At 71.7% G+C, this 20,703-nt stretch carries 20 protein-coding genes; 11 read left to right on the top strand and 9 right to left on the bottom strand.

Annotated elements, in window-relative coordinates:
• Positions 1-158: 158 nt before the first annotated feature.
• The 4 genes from OG194_RS13935 (at position 159) to OG194_RS13920 (ending at position 5,242) form a co-directional block, all read left to right on the top strand.
• Positions 159-1,145 (top strand): LLM class flavin-dependent oxidoreductase, encoded by a 987-nt coding sequence (locus OG194_RS13935; RefSeq protein ID WP_327401186.1) that lies wholly within the window; start codon positions 159-161, stop codon positions 1,143-1,145.
• 185 nt (positions 1,146-1,330) lie between these two features.
• Positions 1,331-2,926 carry a streptophobe family protein gene (locus OG194_RS13930; protein WP_327401185.1) on the top strand — a complete coding sequence of 532 codons (1,596 nt, stop codon included), beginning with the start codon at positions 1,331-1,333 and terminating at the stop codon, positions 2,924-2,926.
• On the top strand, positions 2,913-3,659 hold the full coding sequence (locus OG194_RS13925) for a response regulator transcription factor (protein WP_327401184.1): 747 nt from the start codon (positions 2,913-2,915) through the stop codon (positions 3,657-3,659). The genes OG194_RS13930 and OG194_RS13925 overlap by 14 nt, the downstream gene beginning before the upstream one ends.
• Positions 3,656-5,242, top strand: a complete 1,587-nt coding sequence (locus OG194_RS13920) for a sensor histidine kinase (protein ID WP_327401183.1) — start codon at positions 3,656-3,658, stop codon at positions 5,240-5,242. Before OG194_RS13925 ends, OG194_RS13920 begins: the two co-directional genes overlap by 4 nt.
• Here OG194_RS13920 and OG194_RS13915 read toward each other — a convergent pair.
• Positions 5,213-5,416 carry a hypothetical protein gene (locus tag OG194_RS13915; protein ID WP_327401182.1) on the bottom strand — a complete coding sequence of 68 codons (204 nt, stop codon included), beginning with the start codon at positions 5,414-5,416 and terminating at the stop codon, positions 5,213-5,215. The genes OG194_RS13920 and OG194_RS13915 overlap by 30 nt on opposite strands.
• A gap of 346 nt (positions 5,417-5,762) precedes the next feature.
• On the opposite strand from OG194_RS13915, the gene OG194_RS13910 reads away from it, so the two are divergent.
• The gene (locus OG194_RS13910) at positions 5,763-6,119 is read left to right on the top strand and encodes a PRC-barrel domain-containing protein (RefSeq protein WP_327401181.1); all 357 of its coding nucleotides are present in this window, start codon (positions 5,763-5,765) and stop codon (positions 6,117-6,119) included.
• Positions 6,120-6,172: 53 nt separating this feature from the next.
• The gene (locus OG194_RS13905) at positions 6,173-6,460 is read left to right on the top strand and encodes a hypothetical protein (protein WP_327401180.1); all 288 of its coding nucleotides are present in this window, start codon (positions 6,173-6,175) and stop codon (positions 6,458-6,460) included.
• On the opposite strand, the gene OG194_RS13900 is transcribed toward OG194_RS13905, so the two are convergent.
• Complete coding sequence (locus tag OG194_RS13900; protein WP_327401179.1) at positions 6,457-7,668, bottom strand: N(5)-(carboxyethyl)ornithine synthase; 1,212 nt, start codon at positions 7,666-7,668, stop codon at positions 6,457-6,459. The two genes, OG194_RS13905 and OG194_RS13900, sit on opposite strands and share 4 nt — an antisense overlap.
• A 206-nt stretch (positions 7,669-7,874) precedes the next feature.
• A complete protein-coding gene (locus OG194_RS13895; protein ID WP_327401178.1) occupies positions 7,875-8,147 on the bottom strand; it encodes a hypothetical protein in 273 nt (90 codons plus the stop codon).
• Between the two features lie 264 nt (positions 8,148-8,411).
• On the opposite strand from OG194_RS13895, the gene OG194_RS13890 reads away from it, so the two are divergent.
• Both OG194_RS13890 and OG194_RS13885 read left to right on the top strand, forming a co-directional pair.
• On the top strand, positions 8,412-10,313 hold the full coding sequence (locus OG194_RS13890) for an ATP-binding cassette domain-containing protein (protein WP_327401177.1): 1,902 nt from the start codon (positions 8,412-8,414) through the stop codon (positions 10,311-10,313).
• Positions 10,314-10,343: 30 nt separating this feature from the next.
• Positions 10,344-11,426 (top strand): bifunctional class I SAM-dependent methyltransferase/NUDIX hydrolase, encoded by a 1,083-nt coding sequence (locus OG194_RS13885; RefSeq protein WP_327401176.1) that lies wholly within the window; start codon positions 10,344-10,346, stop codon positions 11,424-11,426.
• 316 nt (positions 11,427-11,742) lie between these two features.
• Here OG194_RS13885 and OG194_RS13880 read toward each other — a convergent pair whose 3' ends face one another.
• From OG194_RS13880 to OG194_RS13855, 6 genes are all read right to left on the bottom strand, one after another.
• The gene (locus tag OG194_RS13880; protein WP_327407061.1) at positions 11,743-12,477 is read right to left on the bottom strand and encodes a GAF and ANTAR domain-containing protein; all 735 of its coding nucleotides are present in this window, start codon (positions 12,475-12,477) and stop codon (positions 11,743-11,745) included.
• A gap of 118 nt (positions 12,478-12,595) precedes the next feature.
• Positions 12,596-13,360: an ANTAR domain-containing protein gene (locus OG194_RS13875; RefSeq protein ID WP_327401175.1), complete on the bottom strand. Its 765-nt coding sequence runs from the start codon at positions 13,358-13,360 to the stop codon at positions 12,596-12,598.
• A 97-nt stretch (positions 13,361-13,457) separates the two neighbouring features.
• Positions 13,458-13,886: an STAS domain-containing protein gene (locus tag OG194_RS13870; RefSeq protein WP_327401174.1), complete on the bottom strand. Its 429-nt coding sequence runs from the start codon at positions 13,884-13,886 to the stop codon at positions 13,458-13,460.
• Positions 13,887-14,273: 387 nt separating this feature from the next.
• Positions 14,274-16,367: an alpha/beta hydrolase family protein gene (locus tag OG194_RS13865; protein WP_442811547.1), complete on the bottom strand. Its 2,094-nt coding sequence runs from the start codon at positions 16,365-16,367 to the stop codon at positions 14,274-14,276.
• 143 nt (positions 16,368-16,510) lie between these two features.
• Entirely contained in the window at positions 16,511-17,176 is a 666-nt protein-coding gene (locus OG194_RS13860) for a response regulator transcription factor (protein WP_327401173.1), read from the bottom strand.
• Positions 17,173-18,402, bottom strand: coding sequence for a sensor histidine kinase (locus tag OG194_RS13855; RefSeq protein WP_327401172.1), 1,230 nt, complete (start codon positions 18,400-18,402; stop codon positions 17,173-17,175). The genes OG194_RS13860 and OG194_RS13855 overlap by 4 nt, the downstream gene beginning before the upstream one ends.
• 169 nt (positions 18,403-18,571) lie before the next feature.
• On the opposite strand from OG194_RS13855, the gene OG194_RS13850 reads away from it, so the two are divergent.
• From OG194_RS13850 to OG194_RS13840, 3 genes are read left to right on the top strand one after another with little or no spacing between them, the layout of a single operon-like run.
• On the top strand, positions 18,572-18,709 hold the full coding sequence (locus tag OG194_RS13850) for a hypothetical protein (protein ID WP_327401171.1): 138 nt from the start codon (positions 18,572-18,574) through the stop codon (positions 18,707-18,709).
• Positions 18,702-19,628: an ABC transporter ATP-binding protein gene (locus OG194_RS13845; protein ID WP_327401170.1), complete on the top strand. Its 927-nt coding sequence runs from the start codon at positions 18,702-18,704 to the stop codon at positions 19,626-19,628. Before OG194_RS13850 ends, OG194_RS13845 begins: the two co-directional genes overlap by 8 nt.
• On the top strand, positions 19,625-20,668 hold the full coding sequence (locus OG194_RS13840) for an ABC transporter permease (RefSeq protein WP_327401169.1): 1,044 nt from the start codon (positions 19,625-19,627) through the stop codon (positions 20,666-20,668). The genes OG194_RS13845 and OG194_RS13840 overlap by 4 nt, the downstream gene beginning before the upstream one ends.
• Positions 20,669-20,703 lie beyond the last annotated feature (35 nt).

Raw genomic sequence — 20,703 nt, 5'->3', positions numbered from 1 at the left:
GTGGCCTAGTTGGAGCCTTGGTGGCGGCAGCAGCGTAGAGCGAAGCGGTTACTGCTCGGTAGCCCCTGGGGGAACATAGGCTTCCGCGGGGCTCGGGGAGGGTTGTTGTCTTTTCCCGCATATTGCGTTCTTCCTCGTGAGAATCATATTCTCGTGCGATGACTCGTCCTGGTGTGGAGTTCGCCCTCAGATTCGACTTCCGTAACCCCGAGTCGGCCGGTACGGCGATGGCGGACCGGTACGCGGCCGCCCTCGACATGGCCGAATGGGCCGACGGGCTCGGCTGCACGCGGATCACCGTCTCCGAGCACCACGGTTCGCCGGACGGCTATCTGCCCAGCCCGGTCCAGATGCTCGCGGCGATGGCCGCCCGCACGAAGCAAGTCCGTTTCCTCGTCGCCGCGTTGATCGCCCCGTTCCACGATCCGCTGCGCCTCGCCGAGGAGTTGGCGGTCCTCGACAACATCAGCCGGGGGCGCGTCGACCTGATCGTCGCGGGCGGGTACGTGCGCGAGGAGTTCGCCATGTTCGACGTGCCGATGAAGGAGCGGGCCAAGCGGGTCACCGAGGTGGTGACCACCCTCAAGTCGGCTTTCACGGGGGAGCAGTTCAGCTATCGGGGCCGTAGGGTGCGCGTCACGCCGGCGCCGTACCGGCCGGGCGGGCCCGCCGTTCTCCTCGGCGGGAGCAGCGAACCGGCGGCGCGCCGGGCCGCCCGGATCGCCGACGGGTTCGTCCCCTCCGTGCCCGAGGTGTGGGACCACTACCGCGACGAGGTCGGGAAGTTGGGCCGCCCCGACCCCGGGCCCAGCCCGATCGGGCCGAACCAGGTCGTGGCCCTCGCCGAGGATCCCGACGAGGGGTGGGAGCGGATGGCGCCGTTCTTCCTGCACGAGACCAACGCCTACGGCGAGTGGCAGGCCCAGGACGACGTGGCCGCACCCTTCCGCACGGCCGAGGGTCTGGCGGAACTGCGGCGCGGCGACCAGTACCGGGTCCTCACACCCGGGCAGTTCGTGACCGAACTCAAGGCCGCGCCAAGGCTGTTCACCCAGTTCCATCCGCTGTGCGGGGGCATGCCGATGGAGCTGGCGTGGTCGAGCCTGCGGCTGTTCGAGCGGGAGGTGCTGCCCGCCTTCGGCTGACCGGCCGCGCGGCACCTCTGGGAACTTCCTGGGAACCCGGTCGGCCGCGCGCCGCCCCGCGCCCGTGACCTGCACCCGTTCCCCGCCGACTCTCAGAAACCTCCCAGAACCTCTCCGGAACCCGGCAAACGCGTACGCCACCTTGTGCGGACGACGTCCCCGAAACGCCCCGGAGGGTTACCGCGATGCCTGCCTCTGCCTCTGCCTCTACGACCGCAAGGTCCCGTCCTGTTTCCGTACCCCTGCCCGACGGTCCGGGAGCCGGCGCCCTCGAAGGAGCCGCGGCCGCGCTGTGTGGGCTCGTCGCGATGGCCGCCGTGGCGTGGCTCGCGCTGTGGCTGCTGGGGGCGGGGTCGGTTGGATCGCCGGGCACGATGGCAATGGCCTTGGCCGCCATGGCAGTTGGCGGGTCCGTGAGTGCCGGCTCGGTCAACTCCGGTGGGAGTACGGGCGGTTCGGGGTCGATGAGTTCGGTGCTGTCCGGACTCTTCGGCGGCGGGGGCGGCATGAGCCCCTCGATGAGCGGCGCCGCCGACATCACACCGCTCGGGGTGACGCTCGTCGGGTCCCTGGTGCTGTGGCTGGTGTTCTCGCGACGGTTGCGGCAACGGCCGCTCACCGCGCGGGAGTTGGGCGCTCGGGCCGCCGGTGCCGGAGCGGCGGCACTCGTCGCGTTCGTGCTGGTCGCCACCCTCGCGCACGGGACGTTCAGCCTGCCCGCGTCGGCGATGAGCCGCGGCCTCGGGGGCGGGGCGCAGGGCGCCGGGGCGAGCGGGATGGGCGCGCTCGGCGGGATGTTCGGCGGCAGCAGCGGCGGTGGCGGTTCCGCGCAGGACACGACCATGTCGTACGACGTCCACGTCGGCTCGACCGCGTTCGGCGCCCTGGTGTGGGTGGCCGTCGTCCTCGCGCTGGGATGCCTGGTCAGCCGCCGGGTGCGGGTGCCGCTGGGCGGGGCCGTGGACCGGGTGCGGCCCGGGTGGGCGCCGAGTCTCTCGGCCGTCGTACGCACCCTCGTGGTCCTGGTCGTCGTACCGATGGCGTTGGTGACGTTCGTCGGGGTGGTGGCCGGTGGGCGGGTCGGGACGGTGGCCGGCGGGGTGCTGCTGCTCGCGCCGAACGCGCTGGCCGTGCTGCTCACGCTCGGCGTGGGCGCGCCCTGGACCGCCGCGACGCACCCCGTGCAGAGCCAGGGCGGCAACCCGCTCGCCTCCCTCATGGGCGCCCTGGGCGGCGGCGGACAGCAGGCCACCGCGCGGCAGCAGGACCGTACCGAGCACCTCAGGAGTCTGTCGGCGGGCGGCTGGCCGCTGTGGCTCGGGGCGCTCGTCGTGACCGCCGTCATCCTCCTGACCTGCGCCTTCGTAGCCGCCCGGAACACGGTCCCCGCGCACAGCCGCCCGCTGCATCGCTACGACGGCCCGCTCGCCCGGCACCTCGGGACGGCCGAGCGGTTCGGCCTCGTCACGGCGGTCGTCCTCGGCTCGGCGGCCTGGCCGGCCGGGGCGTCCGGGCACTTCGGGGTCAGCATGTTCGGGAGTGAGATGGGCGGTACGCGGGCCGAGCTGACCGGCAGCGTGCTGTGGACGGTGGTGTTCGGGCTGCTCGCCGGAAGCGTGGCCGGTTTCCTGGGGAGCCTGCTGCGCACAGCGGACCTTTACGGAGGAATGACATCCCCCCGCCGTATCCTCGCGCGCAAGTCCCCGTCGGCCGCGTCCTCGCACGCCCCGGCGCCGGGAACCGATCCCGGCACCCTGGAGGCACCCCTTGGCAACCATTGAGCGGGCAGGACCGCACCCGTCCCGGCCCACCACCACCGACGTGAACCTGCTGGTCGTGGACGACGAGCCGACCGTACGGGAGCTGCTGTGCGCGGCGCTGCGGCACGCCGGTTTCACGGTCGCGGCGGCGGCCACCGGGCAGGAGGCGCTGGACGGGGCCCGTGCCGTGTCGCCGGATCTGGTCCTGCTGGACGTGATGCTGCCCGACATGGACGGCTTCGAGGTGATCCGGCGACTGCGGGAGCAGCGCGGCAGGGACTCGCGCGCGGGGCACATCCCGGTCGTGTTCCTCACCGCCCGCGACGCCGCCCAGGACAAGATCGAGGGGCTCGTCCTGGGCGGCGACGACTACGTCACCAAGCCCTTCGACCTCCAGGAGCTGATCGCCCGGATCGGCGCGGTGCTGCGCCGCACGAGCGGTGATCCCTCGGCGCTGCTGCGGGTCGCCGATCTCGAACTCGACCCGGAGGGCGTCCAGACGACCCGCGCGGGCGAGCCGATACGGCTCTCGCCGACCGAGTTCCGGCTGCTGCACTACCTGATGACCAACGCCGGGCGCACGGTCGGCAAGGCACAGATCCTCGGGCGGGTGTGGGAGTACGACTTCGGCGGCGACACCGGAATCGTCGACACGTACATCAGCTATCTGCGGCGGAAGTTGGACAACGGCGGGCCGAAACTGATCCACACGGTGCACGGGGTCGGGTACGTCCTGCGCGGGCCGCGGGCATGAGCACCCGCGACTGGCTCCGGCCGCAGGTGTTCTGGGCGCGGGCCTCGCTGCGGAGCCGGGTGCTGCTGATCGCCGTGGTGCTGCTGACGGCCGGGTTCACCGCGTTCAGCCTCGTCACCGGGAACGCCCTGCGTGCCTACATGGTGGACCGCGTCGACGCCCAACTCCGCGCCTCCGCGCAGGTGTTCGCCGTACTCCCGCCGACCGTGGCGAAGACCGGGGCCGACGGGAAGATGCCGCCCGGACTCACCGACTTCAGTACGGAGGTGCTGGGCAACCCGGTCATCACGTACGTGGACAAGGACGGCGTCGTAGAGAGCAGCATCGACTCGCTCGCCGGGCCGAAGCGCACCGATGACGCGTCGGGGCCCGACCTGCCCGGGCTGGACGCGTCCGCCGTCGCCGCCCGTGCGGGCAAGGCGTTCACCGTGGCCGGCACCTCGGGGGACACCCGGTGGCGGTCGATCGCCGTGCCCCGGGTGCCGCGCGCCGCGCTGCCGGGCGGCGGTGGGGGTGCCGACGCGGGCGGCAGCGTGATCGTGTCGGCGTCGATGAGCCAGGTGGACGGCACGGTGGACCGGATGTGGCACATCTACGAAACCACCGGGCTCGGGCTGCTCGTGGTGCTGGGTCTTGCCGGGTGGTTCGCGGTGCGCTCCGGGCTGCGCCCGCTGACCCGGATCGAGCAGACGGCGGCCGAGATCGCGGCCGGTGACCTGTCCCGCCGCGTCCCCGAACTGGCGGGCCCGCACACGGAGATGGGGCGTCTCGCCACCGCCCTGAACGGCATGCTCGCGCAGGTGGAGACGGCATTCGACGCGCGCGCGGAGTCCGAGGCGCGGATGACCCGCTTCGTCGCCGACGCCAGCCATGAGCTGCGTACCCCGCTGGCCGGTATCAAGGGCCTCACGGATCTGCATCGCATGGGCGCGGTCTCCGACCGGGAGGACATCGACGCCACGATGGCCCGTATCGCCCGGGAGTCGGACCGGCTCGCCCGGCTGGTGGAGGACATGCTGCTGCTGGCCCGCTTCGACGAGCACAGCCTGGGCACCAGCGGCGACTCCGGTCCGGCCCTCGAACTGGCCCCGACGGACCTGCGCACCCTCGCCGCCGACGCCCTGCACGACGTACGGGCCCTGGACGCGACCCGCCCGGTCACCCTCACCGGCCCGGCCGGCACCGGCGCTCCCGCCTCGGCCCCCGCCCTGGCCGACGAGGCCCGCCTGCGCCAGGTCGTGACCAACCTCGTCGGCAACGCGGTCGCCCACACCCCGCCCGGTACCGCGATCCGCATCGGTGTGGGCACGGTCGGCGGGGACGCGGTCCTGGAGGTGGCGGACGAGGGGCCGGGGCTCACCCCGGCCCAGACCGCCCACATCTTCGAACGCTTCTACCGCGCCGACACGTCCCGCACCCGTGCCACCGGCGGCGCCGGGCTGGGGCTGGCCATCGTCGAGTCCCTGGTCGCCGCGCACGCGGGGCGAGTCGAGATCGACTCCGCGCCCGGACGCGGGGCCACCTTCAGGGTCCGGCTCCCGCTTCATTCCGAACTACGGGCGCCGGCCGGTCTGTTGGGGTGACGCCGGTGAGTTCGCGGTAGCCGGAGTCTCGGTCAACGGGGCTTCGGGGCTGGTGAGTTGGGGGAGCGGAGCCGGTGCCGGTGTCGGCAGGACGCGGTCCTCCCACCAGGACAGGCCCAGGACGGTGGCGAGCAGGACGAAGGGGGTCGAAGCCGGAACGATCAGCGCGTACATGTGTCCGCCTGTCGTGAAACGCGTACGAGGCGGCGGGCGGCGGAACGGGCGCCCGCACGGAGCACGTCGATACCGCGTCGTGTTCCGGCACCGATACGCGAGATGCGCCCAGGGGGGGCGCGAGAGAGCGAGCGAGGGTCGACGCTGCCGGGGGCTGGGGCCGTACGCCACACGCTAGCCCTCCCCGCACCTCCCGGACAGGCGTCCGGTGGCCATCCGCTTCCGGCCGTCGCTCCCGATCACTGTCCGCGTCCCACGGCGAGGACTACCCTGGTCGAACCGGCCCCCGCCCTCGCAATAGCGCTCTGGACCCCGCTGTTGGACGAGCCGTCCGAAGGAGAAGGCCATGATTCACGCAGCCGATGTCCGGGAGTGGCGGGAGCGGGACGTCGTGGATGCGGAGGCGCACAAGATCGGGGTGTTGGAGGCCGTGTATGTGGACACCGCGACCGATGAGCCGGCCATGGCGACGGTTCGGGTCGGGCTGCCCACGCGGCATCGGCTGATCTTCGTACCGTTGGACGACGCGATCGTGGGGCCGGACTATGTGAAGGTCGGCTATCCCAAGGCACTGGTGAAGCAGGCCCCTTCGATCGGTACGGACGACGTGCTGCCCGCCGAGCAGGAGGAAGGGATCTTCAAGCACTACGGCCTGCCGTACCAGCCGGGCGCCGGCGGCGAGCGCCAACTGGCCCGCCGTTGACGGCACCGGACGCCGAGAGGTTTCAACTCGGCGTTCCGGGCCATCCGTTGAACATGTCCAGACGCTACGGCGGAAGCCCCGCGGGGACGGTCATCTCCGTCATCGCGGACATCGCGGCACTGATCCTGATCCTGTGGATCGCTCTCTATCTGTTCGACGCCAACACCGCGAACAACTCGGTCGACTGGGTCCACAACGCGGCCAACTGGCTTTCAGGCTGGTCGCACAACCTGTTCACCATCCACTCGGCGGACTGGCGCACTGTCGTCAACTACGGCCTGCCCGCCCTCGTCTATCTCTTCATCGGCCACGCGGTGGCCACCGGTGTCAACCGGAGCTAGACCACCACCGGGCCCTCAACCGGCTTGCCGTCAGGCCGCCTCACCTCATGACCTCCGGGCCGTCGCGCCTCGGGGCTGTGCGGGTAGGCGGCCGACCGGTGCTGGAAGGAGAGGATCTTCGGGTTCTGGACGACTCCGTCCCGGATCTCGATGGCCTTCCGGACCGTGACGTCGCCGTCCCAGTCGGCCGGACCGCTCATGACCGTACGCAGATACGGCAGGAGCGCCTCGCTGATCTCCCACGTCGCGGAGTTCCACAGGTGGGACGGGCTGTGGTCCACGGCGTAGTAGTGGCAGCCCGGTCCGACCGTGGCCATCGGGTCGCCGAAGCCGCTCGGCCGGGCCCAGGCGAAGCCCATGCCCTCGTCGCAGGCCACGTCGATGAAGAAGGTCCCCGGCTGGAACAGCGCGAGTTCCTCGTTGTTGACGAACATCAGTGGCGCGTCGGTGTCCTGTAGTACGCAGTTGACGACGATGTCGAACCCCGCCAGATACTGCGCCAGCGGCACGGGCCCGAGCCCGGTGACGGCCTCCAGGCGGGTGGGATCGTCCTCCCGCTCCTGGAAGTGGCCCATCACGACCGACGGCATCGGCGATGCCACGGCCGCCGCCGCGCGCTGCGTGAGCACCGTGACGTCGGAGACACCCATGGCACCCAGGCCCGTGACCGCGCCGCGCGCCGTGGCGCCGAAGCTTATGACCACCGCGCGCAGCCGGCGGCCGTAGCTCCCGGTCAGCCCGCCGAGTTGCAGGGCGTGCAGCACCGAGCAGTAGCCGGCCAGCTCGTTGTTCTTGTGGAACACGTGGACGCTGAAGGCGCCCGTGGAGGTCCAGTGGTTCATGGCCTCCCAGGCGATCAGCGTCAGTCGGCGGTCGATGCCGATCTGTGTCGTCTTCTCGTCCTGCACACAGTGCGGCCAGCCCCACAGCACCTGACCCTCGCGCAGCTCGGCGAGGTCCTCGTGCATGGGCTTGGGCAGCAGCATGATGTCGCACTCCGCGACCAGTCGCTCACGCGAACGGAGGCCGCCGACGAGGGGCCGCAGCGCGTCGTCGGCGATGCCGAACCGTTCGCCGTAGCCCTCTTCGAGGAAGATCCGCGCTCGTAGGTCCGGGTCGATCCGGTCCAGGTGCCGCGGGTGCAGCGGCAGCCGGAACTCGTTCTCCTTGCGGGAGGAGTGCAGTACTCCGAGACTCATCAGGCTCATGTGGGGCGGCTCATTTCCGGCCGGACACGAAGCGCTCCGGCGTTGCCGTTCCCCGAGGGCGACGCCGAAACGGCTGACGGCGTGCGAGGTGCGCTCGGTAATGCCACGGTACTCCAGTCCGGAAAGGGCCGGATTCCGCCGACGGGGGCGCTGCGGCGCACCGGGCGGTGCCTGCCGGAGCGCGCACGCCGACGCTCGCTGACAGTTCAGGCCGCGAGCACCCCCGCCGACCCCACCCCGCGCAACGCCATCCGTTCCACCCGGCGAGCCTGGTCCACCCCGCCCCCGTCGACGTAGGTGAAGGGCGTCGCCGCGCAGAGCCCCAGGAACGTCCGTTTCGCCTCCTCGTCGTCGGAGATCACGTGGATGCCGGGGACGGACGGGTCGGGGGTGCCGCCGAAGGTCTCCCACCAGACGTTCTTGAAAGCGCCGACCAGCCGCGCCTCCGGGAACGCGGCCGAACGGCCCGCCCGATTCACCGTCCCGGTGGCCGATCCCCCGCGTCACCGGGGCGGTTCGGTGCTGTCCGGCCATCCCTCGATCAGGTGACGGCCCGCTGTACGGCCACTCGAACACGGTGTCGTGACCACACGTCCCAGCGGCCCCTGGGGCAGCACCCGTGTGGCTAGAGGTGGTCGGGCGGCTAGTGCGGGGGCCGCCGGGGGAGGCTGCCGTATGACTCACCGCCAACACCGCTTACCAGCGCGTCGGTTGATGCCCCGCCGTACCGAGGGGGTGACCCGATGAGCGCCGGGACGGCCGACCGGACCCCGTCGCCCGGGACCGCCTCGCGCGTGCCGCCGCCCCAACCCGCCGAGATCCGCTACGAGGGCAAGCATGCCCAGAACCCGTTGGCCGAGGCCGAGTTCGGGAAGCTGTGCGCGCGACTGCCCTCCGTGCTCGCGCAGACCGCGCGGATGGCGTGGGCCATCGACCGGTCCGCCGTGCTGCTGCTGGCCGGCTGCCAACTGGCCGTCGGCGCAGGCGCCGTAGTGCTGCTGCTGTCCACCGCGCGGGCGATGCGCTCGGTGCTGGCCGCCGGGCCCGTGAGTGATCGGCTGCATCAGGCGTTGCCCGCGCTGCTGGTCATCGCCGTCGCGGCGGCGGTCGGCCGGGTCGCGAGCGCGTTGTCCTCGTACGCGGACGGGCGGATCACCCCGCGGCTGACCACGGCGGCGGACAGTTCCCTGGTCGAGGCGGTGTGCCGGGTGGAGGCCGCCGCGCGCGCCGAGGACGGTTTCGCGGACCGGCAGGAGGCCGCGGAGATGGGGGTGATCCGGGGCCATGTGATGGTGCAGGACGCCACGCGTTTCACCGCCGCCGTGGTCCGGATGGTCAGCGCGAGCGGGGTGCTGTCCGTGCTGCACCCGCTGCTGCTGCCCCTGTTGCTGCTCGCGGTCGTGCCCGCCGGCGTGGGCGCGATCCTGCACGCGAAGGTCCAGTACGAGACGCACTACGCCAACGTCGGCGACCGCAACGTCCGCCAGAACATGCGGGGTTGGGTGACCAGCCCGAAGTTCTCGGACGAGATCCGCGCCAACGGGATGGTCCCCTACCTCGGGTTCTGGCACCGGACGATCTCCGAGCGCATCGACCGCCGGATCCTGGACGTGGCGCCGCGCATGCTGCGGATCGTGCTGGCCAGTTCGGCGATCGGCGGTGTCTTCCTCGTCGCGACCTGGGCCGCGCTCGCCTGGCTCGCCGCCACCGGACGCGTCGAACCCGCCATCGCCGCCACGGCGGTCGTCGCCGTCCAGACCACCCTCGCCGCGCTCGGCCAACTCGTCATCTACGGCGCCGCGATGTTCCACACCGCCCTCTACCTCGCCGACCTGGAGGGCTTCCTCGCCTTCGCCGCCGAACGCGCCCCGAGGCGCGGGGAGTCGGGACCCGGGACGCCGGTGGAGGAGATCCGCCTCGACGAGGCCGTCTACTGCTACCCGGGCAAGGAGATCCCCGCGGTGGCCGGGGTCTCGCTGACCCTGCGGCGCGGCGAGATCCTCGCGGTGGTCGGCGAGAACGGTTCCGGAAAGTCCACCCTGACCAGACTCCTCGCGGGCATCTTCCTCGCCGACAAGGGCACCGTCAGCTGGAACGGGCACGACCTCGCGGGTCTCGCCCCGGACAGGCTGTGGGAGCTGTCGGGACTGGTGCCGCAGAATTTCGCCCAGTGGCCCCTCAACGTCCGCGACAACGTCACCCTCGGCCAGCCCCGCACCGACGACGACCTGCTGGTGTGGGAGGCGCTGGACGCCGTAGGACTGCGGGAGGCGGTGGCGGAACTCCCGTACGGGCTGGACACGTTGCTGGCCCGCGAGCTGTGGGGCGGTACCGAACTGTCCGGCGGGCAGTGGCAGCGCCTGGCGTGTGCGAGGGCCCTGTACCGGCAGCCGGACCTGCTGATCCTGGACGAGCCGACCAGCCAGATGGACGCCCGCGGCGAACACGCCATCCTCGAACAGATCAAGGCGATCGCCGCGCGCCGTATGACGATCGTGGTCACCCACCAACTGGTCAACACGAAGATCGCCGACCGGGTCGTGGTCATGCGGCACGGCCGCATCGCCGAACAGGGTACGTACGACGAACTCGCCCACGGCGGCGGCCTGTTCGCCGAACTCCTGACCCTGTCGAACGACCGCTGACCGATCACCACCTCGTAGGGAGGAACCCCCGTGACCGACGCATGGGACGCGCACTACGCCGACGGCGACACCTTCAGCCCGCTCCGTGACTCCCAACGCGCGCTGCTCGCCGAGCACGCCCCGGCCTCCGAGGGTGGCGGACACGCCCTGGACGTCGGCTGCGGGCTGGGTGAACTCGCCCGCCATCTGGCCGAGTCGGGGTACGAGGTCGACGCCGTCGACTTCGCGCCCGCCGCCCTGGCCCGTGCCCGTGCCGAAGACCTGTCCTCAGCCACCCCCGCCTCGGCGGTGAACTACCACCTGCTCGACATCGAACACGACAGTCTCGACGTCCTGCCGCATCCCGCCTACGACCTGATCACCTTCCGCCTCAGCTGGGCCTTCGTCCACGACCGGACTCGGGTGATGAACCGGCTGCGGGAGCGGTTGCGACCCGGTGGCGTGGTCTGCGTCATCACGCCCGTTGCGGAGGAGGGGGTCGACGGCAGGCGTTCCATCGCCCTCGACGACGAGGAGATCCGTGCGCTGGGAGCGAGTTGGGCGGTGGCCGAGCGGTACGACGCCGACGGGCTCGCGTTCGTCGTCCTGCGTGATCCCGCCCCCGCGGCCGTCACCTGCGCGGGCAAGAAGCGGCCCTCGCCGCACGCCCTCACCGGTGCCGGTGTCGTCGTGACCGACGCGGCGGGGCGGATCCTGCTCGGCTGGTCGGTGCGTGGGGTCTGGGAGTTGCCCGGTGGAAAGAACGACGCCGGCGAGGGCTTTCTGGAGGCGGGCATAAGGGAGTTGGAGGAGGAGACCGGTCTGAAGGCCGACCCGGTCCCGGGAGGCGCGCGGCTGCTCGCCCTCCTGATGGACTCCACGCACGGCATGCCCCGGCTGACGGGTGCCGTCCGCGTCACCGCCTGGACCGGTCAACCGACCGTCACCGAACCGCAGTTGATCCACCGCTGGGAGTGGCACGAGGTCGCCGACCTGCCCACATTGCCGCAGCCGCTGTTCACGCCGAGCGCGCATGTCATCGACACGGTCTGGCCGGGGTTGCTGCCCGGCCTGCCACCTGTCCACCGCTACCCGATCACTCCGACCGCGGGCACGGCTCACGCTCCGGCGTAAGACACTGTTCCGCTTTGCCCAAGTCTGTTCTAGGCTCCATGCGGGGAAGACGGGACCGCGACCATGTGCTGCGGTACCGGTGCGCTTCCCCGCCCAGGCTCCCAGCCCCCGAGCCGGAATCGAGACCGGCCGGAGCCGCATAGCCGGAGTGCGCGGCTCCCGCTCCGTTCTCCCGGCAGTTCCGACGGGGTGCTCCCACCAGACCCGCCGCCGTGGAGGACACGCGCGAGGAGACGTTGGAGGGGGGCCTCTCATCCTCGTGGCCACGGCCGCCGCCGCTCCACAGCGGCGGCGGCCGTCCGGACCGTCGAGCGGGTCAGGACCCCGGACCGGCCGAGGCCCCCAGACCGGGCAGCGGCTCGGAGTCGTCCACGAAGGCGCGGGCCACCTCCGACAGGCGCCGGTTGTGCGAGCGGGCGTAGCCGCGCAGGGTGGTGAAGGCGCGCTCCATGTCGATGCCGAGGCGTTCGGCGAGCTTGCCCTTGGCCTGCTCGATCAGGACCCGGCTGTTCAGCGCGGTCTGAAGCTGCTCGTTGAGGATCGTGCTGAGGTGGCTGGAGCGTTGCTGGAGCAGGCTGATGGTGGCTACGTCGGCCAGGGCCTGGGCGATCATCGTGGCCGCCGGGTCGAACGGACCGGGGGCCGCCCGGAAGAGGTTGAGAGCGCCGACGACCTCGTCCCGCAGCCGCATCGGCAGCGCCTGTACGGCCGTGAAACCGCTGCCGTGGGCCGTCGTGACGAAGCGCGGCCAGCGCTCGGCCTCCCGGGTCAGGTCCGGGACGATCACGGGGGTGCCGGAGCGGAAGCACTCCAGGCAGGGGCCCTCGTCGTTCTGGAGCTGGAACAGTTCCAGGAGGCGTACCTGTTCGTCGGAGGCCGCGAGCACACGCAGTTCGCCGTCGCGGTCCGCGAGCAGCACGCCCGCCGCGTCGGCTCCGAGCACGCCCACGCAGCGGTCGGTGAGCAGGCGCAGGAAGTCGATCAGATCGAAGTCGGCGACCAGGTTGTCCGCCAGTTCGACGAAGGTCTTGGCCAGGAGCTGCTGATTCATCGTGTCACCTTCGTTGGGGACCGGGTCCCGCCGGGAGGGGGCGGGAAGTGCGGCACGTCCGCCGTCGACTCCGCCGGCCGCCGTCGACGCGTCGTCCGTCTGTGCGTCGGCCGACACGTCAGGTGTCCTCGTCGTCCTGGTCCGGATCGGCGTGCGGGGAGAACCGGAGCCGGTGGGCCACGACGTCGGCGGCCACGTCGGCGAGCCGGCGCCCCCGCATATAGGCGTGCGCGCGCAGTCGTACGAAGGCCTCGTCGATGCCGATACCGAGCTGGACGGTGAGGATGCCGGTGGCCTGGTCGATCTCCGCGCGGTATCCGTCCAGATCCCCTAAGTCCCGTTCGGCCGGGGCCTGTTGGCCGGACGGCGCGCCTGTCCCGTCGATCCGGGCGTCGAGCAGGAGCAGCGTCGCGAGATCGGCGAACGCGAGGGCGTCGGCGAGCTGTTCGGCATCCAGTACGGTCGGAACGTCGGCGTACAGATCCAGAACTCCCGGGCTGATCGCGCCCACTTGCAGGGGGAGGGCGAACACCGCGCGTGCCCCGGCTTCCAGGGCCGCGTCCGCGAACACGGCCCAGCGGTCCTGGAGCCGACCGGTGAGCAGGTCCGGGGTCAGGACGGCCGAACCGTCCCGGAACGCGTCCACGCACGGGCCCTCGCCCAACGTCAGTTGCAGCTCCTCCAGTTGCTCGCTGATGTCGTCGGTGCTGCACAGCGGATGGCTCGCCGTGGTGCGGGACATCGCGGACAGCCCCGCCCCGCCGACCGGCAGCGCGGCCACGGCAGCGGTGCACACGTCCACCACACCGGCCCGCCCACCGCGCCACGCCGCCTGCTCGGCCACCAGCACCTGGATCCGCGCCGACCGGCTGCCGGGCCTCATTCGAGCCGCCGCGTCCGGAGGTCGTACCCAAGTGTCCATATTCGTAAGGCCGTTGGGCCGTTCGCGGGTCGTATCCGGACCCGCCCGGACCGGGCGGTCACCGTACGTCGCCCGAGAGCAGGGAGGCGAGCGGAAAGGTTCGGTGCGGCGGAGTGTCGGCGGCGGCGAGGTCCTGGGCACCCTCGGCAGGGGACAACAGACACCCCAACGGCACACCCAGGAGCAGGAATTGGGCTCCGGTGAGGTCGAGGATCAGGCCGAGTGTCGGAGGCGGGCGGTGCAGGCGCAGGGTGCATCCGACTTCGGCGGCCTTCTGCGCCGCGTGGAGGAAGACGTTGAGGCCGGTGCAGTCACAGAAGGAGACGGGGGTGAGGTCGATGTCGAGAGTACGGATGCCGTCGCTCAGGCACTGGACCAGTGCCGTATGCACCAGCGGGGCCGATTCCAGGTCGATCTCGCCGACCAGCGTGATCAGTGCCCGCTTCCTTCGGTCATGGCGGTGGACGGTGAGCTGCGTACGGGGCATGACGCCTCGGTTCGGGGGACCATCCGGCAACGGGCTTGGTGGCGACGGGAGTTCCGGGGCCGAGGGCCCGCTGCCGAGAGGGGGGCGTACAGGGATGCGCCGGGTGACGGACGAAGAATCCGCTCCCCATGGCCATCTGTGTCGAGCATCTGCGCCGAGCTACGACGAGTCGCCGGGGTCTGGGACGTCCGTTCAGCAGCATAGTCCTCGTGGCGGTGCGCGGGCGGTTCTCACAGGGAAGCACTGACGGCCGCCGGAATCGGGGCAGACGCTCAGTTCGCGGTAACTGGCGCTCGGCGGTGGGTGGTTGGCGCTGCTCACGGTGTTCCTTCGAAGGCTTCGCGGAGTTCGGGCAGGAACGAGGCGAGCCTCGACACTCACGACGCGTTAGCGGGACCCTCCCGCCGTACTCAGGTCCAGCACCGGCACGTCGGGCGGTGTGAAGCCGAAGACCTGGCCGTAGAAGGAGAGTTCGGCCTCCAGCGCGGCGACCATCGTGTCCCGGCGACGGAACCCGTGCCCCTCTCCTTCGAAGAGCCGGTACGCGTGCGGGACGCCGGACGCGCCCGCGAGGAACTCCCGGCTCTGCGCGGGCGGGCAGATGGGGTCGTCGGCTCCTTGGAGCAGGAGGAAGGGCACCTTGATGTTCCGCGGGTGCGCGGCGGGGGAGCGGTCTCGGTAACGCGCCGCCGAATCGGGGGAGTCGGGGCCGATCAGGGACTCCAAGTAGTGCGACTCGAAGTCGTGGGAGCCCCCTGCGGCCAGGACCTCCAGGTCCAGCACCGGGTAGAGCATGGTCGCGCACGCGTACACGTCGGTGGTGATCAGGGACGCCGCCGCGGTGAAACCACCGGCACTGCCGCCCCGGATCGCCAGCCGGGCGGGGTCGGCGACGCCCTCGTCGATCAACTCCCTCGCCACAGCGGCACAGTCCGCCACATCGACGACACCCCACCGCTCCCGCAACCGCTCCCGGTACTCGCGCCCGTAGCCGGGCGTACCGCCGTAGTTGACGTCGACCACGCCGATGCCGCGCGAGGTGAAGTAGGCGATTTCGAGGTTCAGGGAGAGAGGCGCGCGCAGGCTCGGGCCGCCGTGCGCCCACACCACGTACGGTGCGGGGTCGTCGTCCGGTGCCGGGCCGGTGGTGTGGTCCGGGTGGCGTGGGGCGTAGAGGTGGGCGTGCACCTCCTGGCCGTCCGGGCCCTTGAATACGCGCGCGACCGGCTCCGGCAAGTAGACCGCGTCCACGGAGGGTTGATGCCGGTGCCCGGCCACGCGGAGGGTGAGTTGTCCGGCGGTGCGGGTGACGGGTTGTCCGGCGGTGCGCGTGGCGGGTTGCCCGACCGCGTCCGGCGTGAGCGCGCCGGCGTCCACCTCCACGACCTCGTACGACGTCTCGCGGCCGGCCGCGACGCCCGCGATCCGGGTCCCCGACACGGCGAGATGCGGCAGCCATTCGGTCCGGCCGCCCGGCACGTCCACGAGGTCGCCGGCGGCCGGGTCGAGTACGGCCAGGCGTTGCGCTCCCCGGCCGTGGAGCACGGCGATCCGGCCGTCGGCCAAGGGCGCGAACCAGCGCAGGCCGAGACGTTGGGAGCCCGCGAACTCCTCCGCAGCCCGGTGCAGGGGCTGCGCGGCGCCGGTCTCGGGGTCGACGCGCTGGAGATTCCACCAGCCCGTACGTTCGCGGGCGGCCAACAGCGTGCCGTCCACGGCCCATTCGGCCTGGGCCACGGGATCTCCGGGTCCGCCGATGAGTGTGCGGGCGTGATGGAAGCGTCCGTCGTCGCCGACCTCGGCAATCTTCAACTCGGCCGCGTCCCACGGCATATGAGGGTGATCCCAGGCCTGCCACACAGCCCGTGAGCCGTCGGGGGAGACCCGCGCACCGGACACGAAGCGGTGCCGGTCGTCGCTCAACTCCCTTACGGCGGTGCGGTCTTCGGCCGCGCTGCCGTCCAGCGGGACCTGCGCGATCAACCGGCGTACATCCCCGGGACCCTCACCCGTGAACTCCTCCAGTACGCAACGGACCGCGCCGCGCGCCAGGTCGAACTCCGGCTCCGCCCAGCGCAGTCCGCCGCCGACGGGGGAGACCGGCGTCAGGGGCCGGGGCGCGGCGCCCTCGGTGTCCGGGCGGTACAAGTACAGCCGCTGGTCGGGGAAGTTGGCGAACACCACGAGCACGCCGTGGTCGTCGGCCGCCGTGGCCCAGGGGCGCCCGCCGTACTCGATCACACGGCTGCGGATGTTCCAGGGCCCGGGCAGGACGGTCTCGGCGTCGGCGTCCGCGCGCCGCTCGCGCATCAGGGCCGAGCGTCCGTCCTCCTGCGGCCGAGGTTCGATCCACCACAACTCGTCGCCCTGGAAGCCCGGACAGGAGGGTGCGGCGATCTGGCCCGCGGTCATTCCGCGTGATGCCAGGTCCGCTGTGACCGGTGAGGTCCAGGTGCCGTGGGGGACCGGGCTGGGTGTCACGTCTCGTCTCCGTCTGTCGGACCTGTGGGACATCTGTCGGACCTGTGGGCTCTGCCCGGACCTGTGGGCTCTGCCTGACTTATGGGCTCTGCTGGACCTATGAGGTCTGTCGGACCTAGGGGCTCTATCGCGTCCGTGGCGGGTCAGACCAGTCCCGCGTAGTGCACGGTCAGGGCGATCTGGACCCGGTTGGTGTGTTCCAGCTTGGTGAGGATGTGGGAGACGTGGGCCTTGACGGTGGCCACGCTCATGTACAACTCGGCCGCGATCTCCGCGTTGGTCCTGCCCCGGCCGACGGCCACGGCGACCTCGCGTTCCCGGTCGCCCAGCCGGTCGAGGCGGAGACGGGCCTCGGCGGTCTCCGGCCGGCGCGGGCCCGTCGTATCGCCGCCCTGGGTGACCCGGGCGATGAGCTGCTCGGTCACCGCGGGGGAGAGCACCGGCTCGCCCGCCTTCACCCTGCGCACGGCCGCGACGATCTCGGCGGGCGGGGTGTGCTTGAGCAGGAAACCGGCGGCGCCCGCGCGCAGCGCACCGAGGACCTGCTCGTCGTCCTTGAAGGTCGTCAGCATCACGACGGCCGGTGCGCCGGGCCGGGCCCGCAGCAGCTCGGTCGCCTTCAGGCCGTCCACGCCGGGCATCCGGATGTCCATCAGCACCAGGTCGGGGGCGTGCTCGTCGACCAGGTCGGGCACCTCGCCACCGTCCGCCGCCTCGGCCACGACCTCGATGTCGTCGGCGCCGCTGAGCATGAGGCGGAGTCCTGAGCGGACCAGCGGGTCGTCGTCGACGAGCAGCACACGGATCATGCGGGCCAGGGTAGCCAGGCCCGCAGCGCGTATCCCGCTCCGTCCCTGCCGTGACTGAACCGGCCGCCCGCCAGCGCGACGCGCTCCGCGAGGCCGATCAACCCCTGCCCGGAACCCGGGACGCCGTCGCGCGGGTCACCTCGTCCGGCCGGGTTGGCGGAATCGATCGGATTGCTCAGCTCCATGGTGAGCCCGTCGCCGGGGCCGCCCGCCACCGTGATCCTGACCGGCGTACCGGGGGCGTGCTTCCTGGCGTTCGTCAGCCCTTCCTGCACGAACCGGTACGCGGCGAGCCCGGCGATACCCGTAGGACCGCCACGGTCACCCGCCCCGGTGCCGCCCATGTCGAGGTCGACCTTCATGCCCGCGTCCCGCGACTCCCTGACCAGCTCGGGCACCTCGGCGAGCCCGGTCCGCGCGGGCCGTCGGGTTCCGGTGACGCCGTCCACGGCGGGACCCCCGGCCGGCGACCGCAACACCTCCAGCACCACCTGAAGATCCTCCAGCGCCTGATGCGAGCTCTCCCGGATCACCGCGGCGGCCCGGGTGGTCTCCTGCGCGGACGCCCCGGCGTTGAACTCCAGCGCCCCCGCGTGCACGCTCAGCAGTGACAGCCGGTGGGCCAGCACATCGTGCATCTCCCGCGCGATGTCCTCCCGCGCCTCGCGCTGAGCGCGCTGCGCACGCAACACCGCCTCCGCCTCGGCCCGTTCGGCGCGTTCGCTCAGGGAACGGACGAACAGGCCCCAGCCGATCGCGGCGGTGATCAGGACTCCCAGGATCACCGCGTTGGCGATCGGCACCCCGGAGACGTAGGGGCTGCTCAGGAAGTGGACGGGGATCGGCAGCAGTGCCAGCAGGGCGACGGTCAGGATCGTGCGCGGTGGCCTGAGGACGGCGACGGTGAACAGCGCGATGATCAGGGGCACGACGGCCGGGGTGACGGTCGCGGCGACGATCGCCACGACGGCGACGGCGGTCGGCCACCGCCTGCGCCACAGCAGGGCTGCTACGGCGACCAGGGAGACCGGGTTCACCGCCCAGGCGAAGCCGAGCAGCAGCGGCGACGAGAAGACCGGCCGGTCGAACGGCCAGGTACCGGAACCCAGTCCCGGGCTCAGCGCCAGATCCCCCCTGACCTGGACGAGCGAGAGGGCAGCCGACAGCACCAGGGCCAGCACCACAAGGCCCAGGTCGATGGTCTTCTCACGCCGGTAACCGCTCACAAGCCACAAATGTAGAGCCGCCGCCGCCGGACGCCGTACCGACTTTGGTCTAGAGACTTTGGTCGTACGGCGAGGTCGGAGCACCGACTTTGAGCCGAAGCCACCCATGGACCGGCGCTCCTAGCGTTCCGGGAGTCACCTCCCCACCCCCTCCATGAAAGGCCCGGCGATGAAGAAACCCGCCCACCTCACGCTCTGGGGTCTCGGCGTACCCGGCTACGGCTCGTCGCTGATCAGGCCGGCCCTGGTGCTCGCCGGGGTCGCGCTACTGGTCCCCACCGCACGCGCGCGGCAGCACAATGACTGATCCGGAAGAGCGCCCGGCGCTGGAGGCGGTCGGCCTCGGCAGGCGCTACCGGCGTGGCTGGGCGCTGCGGGACTGCTCGTTCCGGCTGCCGGCCGGCCGTGTCTGCGCGCTGGTCGGCCCGAACGGCGCCGGCAAGACGACCCTGCTCTCGCTGGCCGCCGGTCTGCTGGAACCGAGCACCGGCACCCTCCGGCTGGGCGGACACGCGGCCCGGTCCGCCGAGGCCCGGCAGCACACCGCGTTCCTCGGCCAGGAGAAGGCGCTCTATCCGCGCTTCCGGGTGTCCGACACCCTGCGTATCGGCCGCGAGCTGAACCCGACCTGGCACCAGGAGACCGCCGAACGCGTCGTCGCCGCCGGCCACATCCCGATGAACGCCCGGGTCGGCACCCTGTCCGGCGGCCAGCGCACCCGCGTGGCCTTCGCGCTGGCCCTGGGAAAACGCCCCCGGCTGCTCCTGCTCGACGAACCCATGGCCGACCTGGACCCGCTGGTCCGGCGCCAGATGATGGACCTGCTGATGTCCGAGGCCGCCCAGCACGGTTCGACCGTGGTGATGTCCTCCCATCTGGTCTCCGAACTGGAAGGCGCCTGCGACTTCCTGGTCCTGATCGACAACGGCACCGTCAGACTCGCCGGGGACGTGGCCGAACTCATCGCCGCCCACCGCACGGTCTCCGCCCCCGACGCACACGCGGCCCGGCTGGCGGGACTCCCCGGCCAGGTGACCGTGGACACCCGCAGCACGGGCGGCCGTACGACGGCACTGATCCGCCCGAGGGGCCCGCTCCCGGCGGACAACGCCCCGGCCCTCCCGACCCTGGAGGACCTTCTGTTGGCCCACCTCCGGACGGACGACGCACCCCCGCTGATCACACCCACGGCACGGGTCGGCGAGCGGCGCGAGGTGACGGCATGACCGAGTCCCTGACCACCAACCACCCGACGCCCACGACCAGTTCGGGACGACGGCAACGGCCGCGACTACGACGGCTGCTACGGCTACGGGGCCTGACCTGGCTGGTCTGGCGGCAGAACCGGCTGGCGTTCTGGATCGGCATCGGCGCCGCGGTCGCCGTGGCGGCGTACGCGATCGTGCGCCACCAGGAGATGGTGACCGCCATTGCCGACGGCCACCTCGACGCCTGCCGGGGTACCACCGTCCCGGCCGGCGACTGCTCCCACAGGCTCAACTCCTTCGCGCAGGCGTACCAGTTCCCGATGCGCCGCCCCCTCCAGGCCATGCTCGCCCTGCCGTTGGTCTTCGGCGTCTTCCTCGGCGGCCCCCAACTGGCACAGGAGCTGGAGTCCGGCACCTACCGCACCGTGTGCACGCAGTCGGTCACGCAACTGCGCTGGTTCGTGGCCAAGTTGCTGGTCCCCGTCGTCCTGACGATCCTGATCAGCGGCACGATCGCCGCCGCGATGACCTGGTGGTGGCGGCCGGCGGGTTCCCTCCTGGGCGGCTGGTTCCCCTGGTGGCAGTGGTATCCGTACGACGGCATCGGCCCCGTGGTGGTCGGCCTGTCCGTGCTCTCCCTGCTCATCGGCGTGACCGCGGGCCTGATCCTGCGCCGCACGGTCCTGGCGATGGGCGCGACGGTGGCCGTGAGCGCGGCGGCGATGTATCTGCTGGAGTCGGTCCGGGGCCATCTCCTGCCCACCACCCTGGCCACGGTCCGGCACCCGACCGGCACGGCGGCCCCCTCGAACGCGTGGGTCCTCTCCGAGGGCGCGACCGACGCGACCGGGCGTCACGTACCGGACCTGCCGAGCTGCTACGCGAGCGACGACTACACCAACTGCCTTGCCCAGCACGGCCGGACGGGCCGCTGGGCGGAGTTCCATCCGTCGTCCCACCTGTGGCCGTTGCAGTGGGCGGAGACGGGCCTGTGCGTGTTGCTGGCGGCGGGGCTCGCGGGGCTGTGCGTCCGGTGGATCCGCCACAGGTCCGCCTGACCGGTCACCCACACACCCAACACCCTTTCCCGCGT

The sequence above is a fragment of the Streptomyces sp. NBC_01288 genome (assembly GCF_035982055.1).
Classification (GTDB): Bacteria; Actinomycetota; Actinomycetes; order Streptomycetales; family Streptomycetaceae; genus Streptomyces.
The sequence above is the reverse complement of the archived record's forward strand: the minus strand, read 5'-3'. Positions and strand labels throughout refer to the sequence as shown.